We start from the raw sequence: 9,250 nt of genomic DNA, 5'->3' as shown, positions 1-9,250 counted from the left end.
GGGCGGTGGACTCCGGAGCGGGTTCGGGGGGCGGGGCGGTGGACGCTGGAGCGGGTTCGGGGGACGGGGCGGTGGACTCCGGAGCAGGTTCCGGGGACGGGGCCGTGGCTTCTGGGGCGGGTTCGGACGACGGGTCCGAAGCCTCCGGTGCGGCCCCGGACGACGACTCCGAGGGTTCGCGCGTCTCTTCGGACGACGGCTCGGCAGGCTCGGGCGCGGCCCCGGAAGACGACTCCGCGTGTTCGCGTGTGCCTGTGGTCGACGACTCCGCAGGCTCCGGCGCGGCACCGGACAGCAGCTCCGTGGATGCGCGCGTCCCTCCGGACGGCACCCCGCCAGACCACGCCTCCGTAGCCGACGATTCGGCAGAACCCGGCTCCGAAGACGACGATTCAGCAGAACCAGGCTCCGAAGACGACGGTTCGGCAAGCAGCGACTCCATGGACGACTCCTCGCCGGACCGCGACTCCATGGACGACGCACCGGCGGGCAACGCCTCCGTAGACACCGCACCCTCAGCCGACGCCCCCAGAGACGCCGATTCCACGGCCCCCGGCTCACCCGGCCCGCCCGGCTCCCCTGCCCCCGGCCCGCCGAGCGCGCCCGGCGCAGCCAGCGCCCCCGCACCCTCCCCCAGCTCCCCCAGCTCCGCCGACTTCCCCGACTCCCCCGACTCCGCCCGGGCCACCGCCCGCAGCGCCGTCAGCAGGGCCGTCACCGCGGGCTCGTGGCGCAGGGCGATGTCGTCGCCGTCTATGTCCAGGGGGACGCCCGCCGCGGTGAGGCCACGGCGGAGGGCGGGGATCGTACGGGCGCCCGCACGGACGAGGACGGCCATCTCGTTCCAGGGGACGCCGTCCTCCAGGTGCGCGCGGCGCAGGATGTCCGCGATGTTGTCCAGTTCCGTGCCGGCGGTCGGGTACGTACGGACGTCGACGCGGCCGCCGTCCCGGACGGCCGTCAGCTCACGGTGGGCACGCACCTTCTCCGCGGGCAGCCGGGTGAGCGGCATGCGCGCGGTGACGAGGCGGGTCGCCGCGAGGAGCCGCGCGCCGGAACGCCGGGACGACGTCAGGACCTCGACCGGCGCCTCGGTGCCGTCCGCGCGCGGGAAGTCGGACGGGAACCGGAGGATGCCGTTCACATCGGCGCCCCGGAAGGCGTAGATCGACTGATCGGGGTCTCCGAAGGCGACGAGGTCGCGCCCGCCGCCCGCGAGCGCGTGCAGCAGCCGCACCTGCGAGGGATCCGTGTCCTGGTACTCGTCGACGAACACCGCGTCGTACTGGGCGGCGAGCGCGCCGGCGACCTCGGGACGGCGGGCGAGCAGCACCGCGCGGTGCACCAGCTCCGCGTAGTCGAGTACTCCTTGGAGGTCGAGCACGTCCAGGTACTCGGCGAGGAAGGCCGCCGCCGCGCGCCAGTCCGGCCTGCCGCCGCGCTGGGCGAAGGCGTCCAGGGCGTCCGGGCCGAGGCCCAGTTCGCGGCTGCGCGCGAGCACCGCGCGGACCTCGTCGGCGAAGCCGCGCGTGGTCAGGCAGGCGCGCAGTTCGTCCGGCCAGCGCACCCGCGCCAGGCCCTCGCGCGCCAGGTCGGTCTGGCCCGCGAGGAGTTCGCGCACCGCCACGTCCTGCTCGGGTCCCGAAAGGAGTCGCAGGGGTTCCACGAAGAGGTCGGCGTCCTGGTGGGCGCGGACGAGGGCGTAGCAGAACGAGTGGAACGTGGTGGCCTGCGGGGCGTCGGCGGCGCCGATGCGCCGCGCCATGCGGTCACGCAGCTCGACCGCCGCCCGGCGGCTGAACGTGAGCACGAGAACGCGCTCGGGATCGGTCCCCTTGGCCACCCGCGCGGCCACCGCCTCCACCAGCGTGGTGGTCTTGCCGGTGCCCGGACCTGCGAGAACGAGCAGCGGACCGCCCGCGTGGTCAACCACGGAGCGCTGCCGTGCGTCCAGCTGAGGGGGATCCGCGAGGACCGGAGGCGTACGCACAAGGCGATAGGCACCCAAAGTCCCCTGTCGTACCCGAAGGTGCGACGGGTGCCGGGCGTGCCGGGCGGATGAAAGGGAGCTCACGTGGATCGCCGGTCCTGGTGGGTCTAACGGGTCTAGGTGCGGCTGCGTGTCAGCTGCGGGGTGAGTGTGAATGCGTGCTGTCGACGCTACGCCAGCGGATGAGCGGGGCGCGTGGCTTCCCCCGTACGGGCCTGGGGGCCGCCGCCCGGCCCGCGCGTGCCGGAAGCTGTCAGGTGTGAGCCTCCGGAGCCACGTCTGTCACGGACGCAGCGCCTGTCGTGTCTGTCACGGCCGCCGTGCCTGTCGTGTCTGTCCCGTCCGCCGCGGCCACCGCGCCGCCGTCCCACCGCGCCCTGCGCATGTCAAGGCGCGGCATGCTCCGCTCGGACGCCCGGCCCGGCTCCCGCAGCGGCGTGCCCTCCGCGCGGTACGCCTCCAGGGCCCGCAGTTCGTGTCCCGGCAGCAGCACGCCGTCCGAGCGCACCACGCGCCACCACGGCACCGCGCCGCCGTAGAGCGCCATCACCCGGCCGACCTGGCGCGGGCCGCCCTCCTCCAGCCACTCGGCGACGTCTCCGTACGTCATCACCCGGCCCGGCGGAATGCGCTCCGCCACATCGAGCACCCGTTCCGCGTACTCGGGGTACTCGGGTACGTCGGGGTGGTCCACCAGCTCCGGTTCCGGTCGGCTCTCCTCGCTCATCCGGCCCATCCTGCCGCATGGCACCGACATGGTGACGGCTCCACGACAGAGGGTGCGGTAGGGCGTGCGACGAGGGACGAAGTGGCAAATCGTGACCGTTTCGCGCCCCCGGATCGCCCCCTGATGACCCCCGTTGTCAGTGGGGCATGCCACCATCGTGCGGGCGGTGACTGGTGATACGAGATCAAGAAGAGGCGACGGAGCAGCAGGGCGTGCATTCCGACAAGACGGCTGGCACCTCTGCGGACACGGCACGCCCGGACACCGATGAACTGGTCGTGAAGCCCCACCCCGGGTCTCCCGACGCGTCACCGGAGGCCGGTGAGCCCGTCGACTGCGCCGAAGTCGACGACGACCCCCACTCCGAGCGCGTCGAGGGCGACGAGCCCCTCCTCCCCGCGCGCGTGCACCGCCCCTCCGACCTCATGCGGCTGCTCGTCGGCATCCTGGCGATCGCCGCGCTGCTTCTGATCTCGGCGTTCGCGCACGGCACGACGTCGGGCCTGGAGCAGGACATCAACGCGGGCACGGGCGAGCCCCCGGACCTGCTGATGAAGCTGGCGGGGCTCACCGCGAGCATCGGGGTGCTGCTCGTCCCGGTGGCGTTCGCGATCGAGCGCCTGATCAAACGCGACGGCCTGCGCATCGCCGACGGGGTCCTCGCGGCCGTGCTCGCGCACGGCGTGACCCTTGCCACCGACCTGTGGGTGGCCAAGGCCGCCCCGGAGTCCATCCAGGACGCCCTCACCCAACCCTCGCCGGGCGACATCAGCTCGCTCACGGACCCGGTGCACGGCTATCTCGCACCGGTCATCGCGTACATGACGGCCGTGGGCATGTCCCGCAGGCCGCGCTGGCGTGTCGTCCTGCTCGTGGTGCTGCTGCTCGAAGCCTTCACGATGCTGGTGTCGGGCAACACGACACCGTTCTCGATCATCCTGACGGTCCTCATCGGCTGGAGCGTCGCCTACGGCACGTTGTACGCGGTCGGCTCGCCGAACGTGCAGCCCACAGGGCAGACGCTGCTCGCGGGCCTCAGGCACGTCGGCTTCCGGCCGGTGAGCGCGGCCCGCGAGGAGTCCGGCGACGCCTCCGACCAGGACAACCGCGGCAGACGCTACTTCGTGACGCTGGAGGACGGGCCGCCCCTGGACGTCACGGTCATCGACCGCGAACAACAGGCGCAGGGCTTCTTCTACCGGGTGTGGCGCAGGCTCACCCTGCGCGGCATCACCCAGCGCCGCAGCCTCCAGTCGCTGCGCCAGGCCCTGGAACAGGAGGCCCTGCTCGCGTACGCGGCGATCGCGGCCGGGGCGAACGCCCCGAAGCTCATCGCCACCTCCGAGCTCGGCCCGGACGCCGTCATCCTCGTGTACGAGCACACGGGCGGCCGCTCCCTGGACTCGCTGCCCGACGCGGCCCTCACCGACGAGCTGCTGTGCGACACCTGGCGGCAGGTCAAGGCGCTCCAGTCGCGCCGGATCGCGCACCGCAGGCTCGCGGGCGACGCGATCCTGGTGGATCGTTCCGGCACGGTGATCCTGACGGATCTGCGGGGCGGCGAGATCGCGGCCGGCGACCTGGTCCTGCGCATGGACATCGCGCAACTCCTGACGGCGTTCGGCCTGCGGGTCGGCGCGGAGCGCGCGGTCGCCACAGCCGTCGAGGTCCTCGGCCCGGACGCCGTGGCGGACTGTCTGCCGCTGCTCCAGCCGATCGCGCTGACCCGCTCCACGCGCGGGACGCTGCGCAAGCGGGCCCGCGAGCGCGCCCAGCGCGAGCGGGACGCCGTCCTGGAGGCCTCGCGCAAGGCGAAGGCCGCCCGCGCGGAGGGCGAGAGCGCCGAGGAAGCCGAGAGCGCGGAGGCCAAGGGCGCGGAGACCCCGAGCGCGGCAGCCATCGGCACGACAGCGACAGCCGAGGCCCCCGGAGACACCGACCCCGCCCGCGCCGACGAACCCGTCTCCGCCCACGCCGACGAACCCGTCTCCATCCGCAAGGCCGACCCGATCGCCGCCCGCACCGCGGACGCGGCGGACGCCCGCAAAACCGAGGCGATCGCCGCCCGCAAGTCCCCGCGCGCCGAGAAGCAGGCCGAGAAGCAGGCCATAGACGAGGCCCTGGAACAGGCCCGCGAGGAGGACCTGCTCACCCAGATCCGCCATCAGGTGCTGCTGATCCGGCCGACGGCCCCCGTGGAACCGGCGCAGCTGGAGCGGATCAGGCCGCGCACACTCATCAGCTTCATCGCCGGTGCCTTGGGCGCGTACTTCCTGCTGTCCCAGCTCACGCACATCGACTTCGGCACCATCTTCGGAGAGGCCGAGTGGGGCTGGGTGGCCGCCGCGGTGGCGTTCTCCGCGCTCAGCTACTTCGCCGCGGCGATGAGCCTGCTGGGCTTCGTACCGGAGCGGGTGCCGTTCCTGCGGGCCGTGTCCGCGCAGGTCGCCGGGTCGTTCGTGAAGATCGTGGCGCCCGCGGCGGTGGGCGGTGTGGCGCTCAACACCCGCTTCCTCCAGCGCTCGGGCGTGCGCTCGGGGCTCGCGGTGGCGAGCGTCGGCGCCTCCCAGCTGTTCGGCCTCGGCTCGCACATCCTGCTGCTGCTGATCTTCGGGTACGTCACCGGCACGCAGAAGACGCCGACGCTGACGCCGTCCCGTACGGTCATCGCGGGCCTCCTGACGGTCGCGGTGCTCGTGCTCGTGGTGACCGCCATCCCGTTCCTGCGGAAGTTCGTCGTCACGCGCGTGCGGTCGCTGTTCGCGGGTGTCGTGCCGCGCATGCTCGACGTCCTGCAGCGGCCGCAGAAGCTGCTCACCGGCATCGGCGGCATGCTGCTCCTGACGTTCCTCTTCGTGCTCTGTCTGGACGCGTCGGTGCGGGCCTTCGCCAACGAGGAGATGGGCACCCTGAGCCTCGCGAGCGTCGCCGTGGTGTTCCTCGCGGGCAACGCGCTCGGCTCGGCGGCGCCCACGCCGGGCGGCATCGGCGCTGTGGAGGCGACGCTGACGCTCGGCCTGATCACGGTGGGCGTGCCGAAGGACGTGGCGGCGCCCGCCGTGCTCCTGTACCGACTGCTCACGCTGTGGCTGCCGGTGCTCCCCGGGTGGCTGTTCTTCAACCATCTGACCCGTAAGGGCTTGTTGTAGGGGCGTCACCCGCACGGCCCGTGTCCCGAGCGCCCCGCCCGCCGCCCCCGCAGGATGGAGCCATGCCCAAGCTCCCGCCGCGCGCCAAGGCCATGGCCGCCACCGCCGTCCTGCTGACCGCCGCGCTCGCGGCGTGCGGCGACTCCGACTCCGACTCGTCGGACGCGGCCCTGCCGGACCAGAAGCTCAGCTGGAAGGACTGCCCGGCCCCGTCGGCGGCGGAGGGCGGCGGGGACGCGCCCTCGCCGCTGCCCGGCGGCGCCGAGTGGCAGTGCTCGACCATGAAGGCGCCGCTCGACTGGGACGAGCCCAAGGGCAACACCGTCGACATCGCGCTGATCCGGGCGAAGGCTAGCGGCGACAAGGACCGGCGCATCGGCTCGCTGATCTTCAACTTCGGCGGCCCCGGCGGCTCGGGCATCACCACGCTGCCCGCGTTCGGCACGGACTACGCGAAGCTGCGCACCCGCTACGACCTGGTGAGCTTCGACCCGCGCGGCGTCGGCCGCAGCGCGGGCGTGAAGTGCGAGGACGACGAGCAGCTCGACGCGTACTACCAGCAGGACGCGACCCCCGACGACGCCGCCGAGCGCGAGAAGCTCATGGACAACGTCAAGAGCTTCAACGGGGCGTGCGAGAAGAACTCCAAGAAGGTGCTCCCCCATGTGCGCACCACCGACGCGGCCCGCGACATGGACCTGATGCGCCAGGTGCTCGGCGACGACAAGTTGTACTACTTCGGCATCTCCTACGGCACGGAACTCGGCGGCGTCTACGCCCACTTGTTCCCCAAGAAGGTGGGCCGCGCGGTGTTCGACGCGGTCGTCGACCCCACGGAGACACCGGAAGAGGGCTCGCTCGGGCAGGCCAAGGGCTTCCAGCTGGCGCTCGACAACTTCGCCGAGGACTGCGCGTCACAGGTCGACGACTGCCCCGTCGGCGACGACGAGCAGGACGTCAAGGACCGCATCGCCAAGCTCCTGAAGGACCTCGACAAGAAGCCGCTGCCCGCCCTGCCGCCGCGCGAGCTGACGCAGACCGCGGCGACGAACGGCATCGCGCAGGCCCTGTACTCCAAGGACTTCTGGCCCTACCTCACCCAGGGCCTGGAGGACGCCTACGACGGCGACGGCAAGATCTTGATGGTCCTGTCCGACTCGATGAACGGGCGCAGCGAGAACGGCGAGTACAGCAACATCCAGGCCGCGAACGTCGCCATCAACTGCGCCGACGACAAGCCGCGCTACACCGCCGAGGACGTCGAGAAGAAGCTGCCCGAGTTCCGCGAGGCCTCGCCGCTGTTCGGCGACTACCTGGCCTGGGGCATGGTCAACTGCTCCGACTGGGCCGTCGACGGCGCGGCCGACCACCCGGACGTGAGCGCGTCGGGCGCGGCCCCCGTCCTCGTCATCGGCAACACCGGCGACCCGGCCACGCCCTACGAGGGCGCGCGCAAGATGGTCGACTCCCTCGGCGAGGGCGTCGGCGTGGAGCTGACGTACAAGGGCCAGGGCCACGGGGCGTACGACAGCAAGAACAAGTGCGTGCGGGGTGCCGTGGACGGCTATCTCCTGAACGGCACGGTGCCGAAGGCGGGCACGGTCTGCTCCTGACCGCCCGCCGGAGCCCTTGTCAGTGGCCGTGCCTACTATGGCCTGACTGCCTTCCGAGGGGGGAAGCGTCATGCCGCGTTTCGTACGGTCAGCAGCTCTGGCCGCCGCAGGTGTTCTGGTGGCCGGGCTCGCCGTGGGATGCGGTGGCTCCGACGACGACAAGGACAGGTCCGACGGGAAGCGGCCGGGGCCCACGGGGGCCGACCCGGCGCCGCGCCCCGACCCCTCCTCCACGCTGCCCGCCGCGCTCACGACGCAGAAGCTCGACTGGGGCGGCTGCAAGGCCTCCGGCAGCGACCCGGCGCCGGGCGACGAGTGGCAGTGCGCCACCCTCAAGGTCCCCCTCGACTACGAGAAGCCGGACGGCGAGACCATCGGCGTCGCGCTGATCCGCGCCAAGTCCACGGGCAAGGGCGACCGCATCGGCTCGCTCCTGTTCAACTTCGGCGGCCCGGGCGGCTCCGGCGTCTCCATGCTGCCGTCCTTCGCCGACGGGTACGGCAAGCTGCGCGAGCGGTACGACCTGGTGAGCTTCGACCCGCGCGGAGTGGGCGCCAGCGAGGGCGTGCGCTGCCGCAGCGACAAGGACACGCAGGCCGCGGAGCGGACCGACCTCACCCCGGACACCCCGGCCGAGGAGCGGGCGTACTTCAAGGACGCCGCGGACTTCGGCGCGGGCTGCGCGCGCTCCGCCAAGAAGCTGCTCCCGCACGTCTCCACGGCCGAGGCCGCCCGTGACATGGACGTGATGCGCCAGGTCCTCGGCGACGCCAAGCTGCACTACTTCGGCATCTCGTACGGCACCGAACTCGGCGGGACGTACGCCCACTTGTTCCCCAAGAAGGTCGGCCGCCTCACGCTCGACGCGGTGGTGGACCCGACGGCGGGCGGGGTCGGCCACGCCCAGAACCAGGCGCGCGGCTTCCAGCGCGCCCTCGACAACTACCTGAAGGCCAACGGCCAGGACCCGAAGGCCGGCACGAAGAAGATCGTCGACCTGCTGCGCCGCATCGACGCGAAGCCGCTGCGCACGGACACCCCCGGGCGGAAGCTCAGCGAGTCCCTGGCGACGACCGGCATCACGGTCACGCTGTACAGCAAGCAGACCTGGCCCGCGCTGACCAACGCCCTGGAGGAGGCGGAGAAGGGCAACGGCACGGCGCTGCTTGAGCTGGCCGACGCGTACAACGAACGGGACGCGTCCGGGCGTTACAGCACGCAGGCCCATTCGCAGCGCGCGATCTCCTGCCGGGACGGCAAGGAGCGGCCGACGCCGGAGCAGGCGAAGGCGAGCCTCGACCGGTTCCGTGAGATATCCCCGCTGTTCGGCACGTTCATGGGCTGGGACACGGCGGGCTGGTGCCACAAGTGGCCGGTGGCCGGGCTGCACGACAGCCCCGAGGTGAGCGCCCCCGGCGCCGACCCCGTCCTGGTCGTCGGCAACACCGGCGACCCGGCGACGCCGTACGAGGGCGCGCGGAAGATGGCGGACGAGCTGGGCAAGGGCGTGGGCGTGCACCTGACGTGGAAGGGCGAGGGCCACGGGGCGTACGGCAACGGCAGCGACTGCGTGGACGGCACGATCAACGACTATCTGCTCGACGGCAAGGTCCCGGACGACAACAAGGTGTGCGAGTCCTAGGGGCCCAGCCCAGCCCAGCCCAGCCCGGCCTAGCCGACTCAGCCCACCCGGCCTAGCCGACCCGGCGCGACCCGGCCCGGCCCGGCCCGGCCCGGGCAGCCGAAAGCCCCGCCCACCAGAAGGTGAGCG

General features: G+C 72.5%; 4 protein-coding genes and 1 pseudogene. 3 read left to right on the top strand and 2 right to left on the bottom strand.

The window, feature by feature from the left end; translation table 11 throughout:
- On the bottom strand, positions 1-1,990 hold a 1,990-nt coding region (locus OO63_RS36960), incomplete at its 3' end, for an ATP-dependent helicase (RefSeq protein WP_248782224.1).
- 349 nt (positions 1,991-2,339) lie between these two features.
- Positions 2,340-2,717: pseudogene (locus OO63_RS36955) on the bottom strand (MGMT family protein); the annotation flags it as partial.
- Between the two features lie 173 nt (positions 2,718-2,890).
- Between OO63_RS36955 and OO63_RS36950 the strand changes: the two are divergent.
- The 3 genes from OO63_RS36950 (at position 2,891) to OO63_RS36940 (ending at position 9,121) form a co-directional block, all read left to right on the top strand.
- A complete protein-coding gene (locus tag OO63_RS36950) occupies positions 2,891-5,866 on the top strand; it encodes a lysylphosphatidylglycerol synthase transmembrane domain-containing protein (protein WP_030359810.1) in 2,976 nt (991 codons plus the stop codon).
- Positions 5,867-5,928: 62 nt separating this feature from the next.
- On the top strand, positions 5,929-7,479 hold the full coding sequence (locus OO63_RS36945) for an alpha/beta hydrolase (protein ID WP_030359809.1): 1,551 nt from the start codon (positions 5,929-5,931) through the stop codon (positions 7,477-7,479).
- Between the two features lie 70 nt (positions 7,480-7,549).
- Positions 7,550-9,121 carry an alpha/beta hydrolase gene (locus OO63_RS36940; RefSeq protein WP_030359808.1) on the top strand — a complete coding sequence of 524 codons (1,572 nt, stop codon included), beginning with the start codon at positions 7,550-7,552 and terminating at the stop codon, positions 9,119-9,121.
- Positions 9,122-9,250: the final 129 nt, after the last annotated feature.

This window comes from Streptomyces alboflavus (genome assembly GCF_000716675.1).
In the GTDB taxonomy this organism is placed as follows: Bacteria; Actinomycetota; Actinomycetes; order Streptomycetales; family Streptomycetaceae; genus Streptomyces; species Streptomyces alboflavus.
Note: the sequence above shows the minus strand (reverse complement) of the source record. Positions and strands in the feature narration are given on the sequence as shown.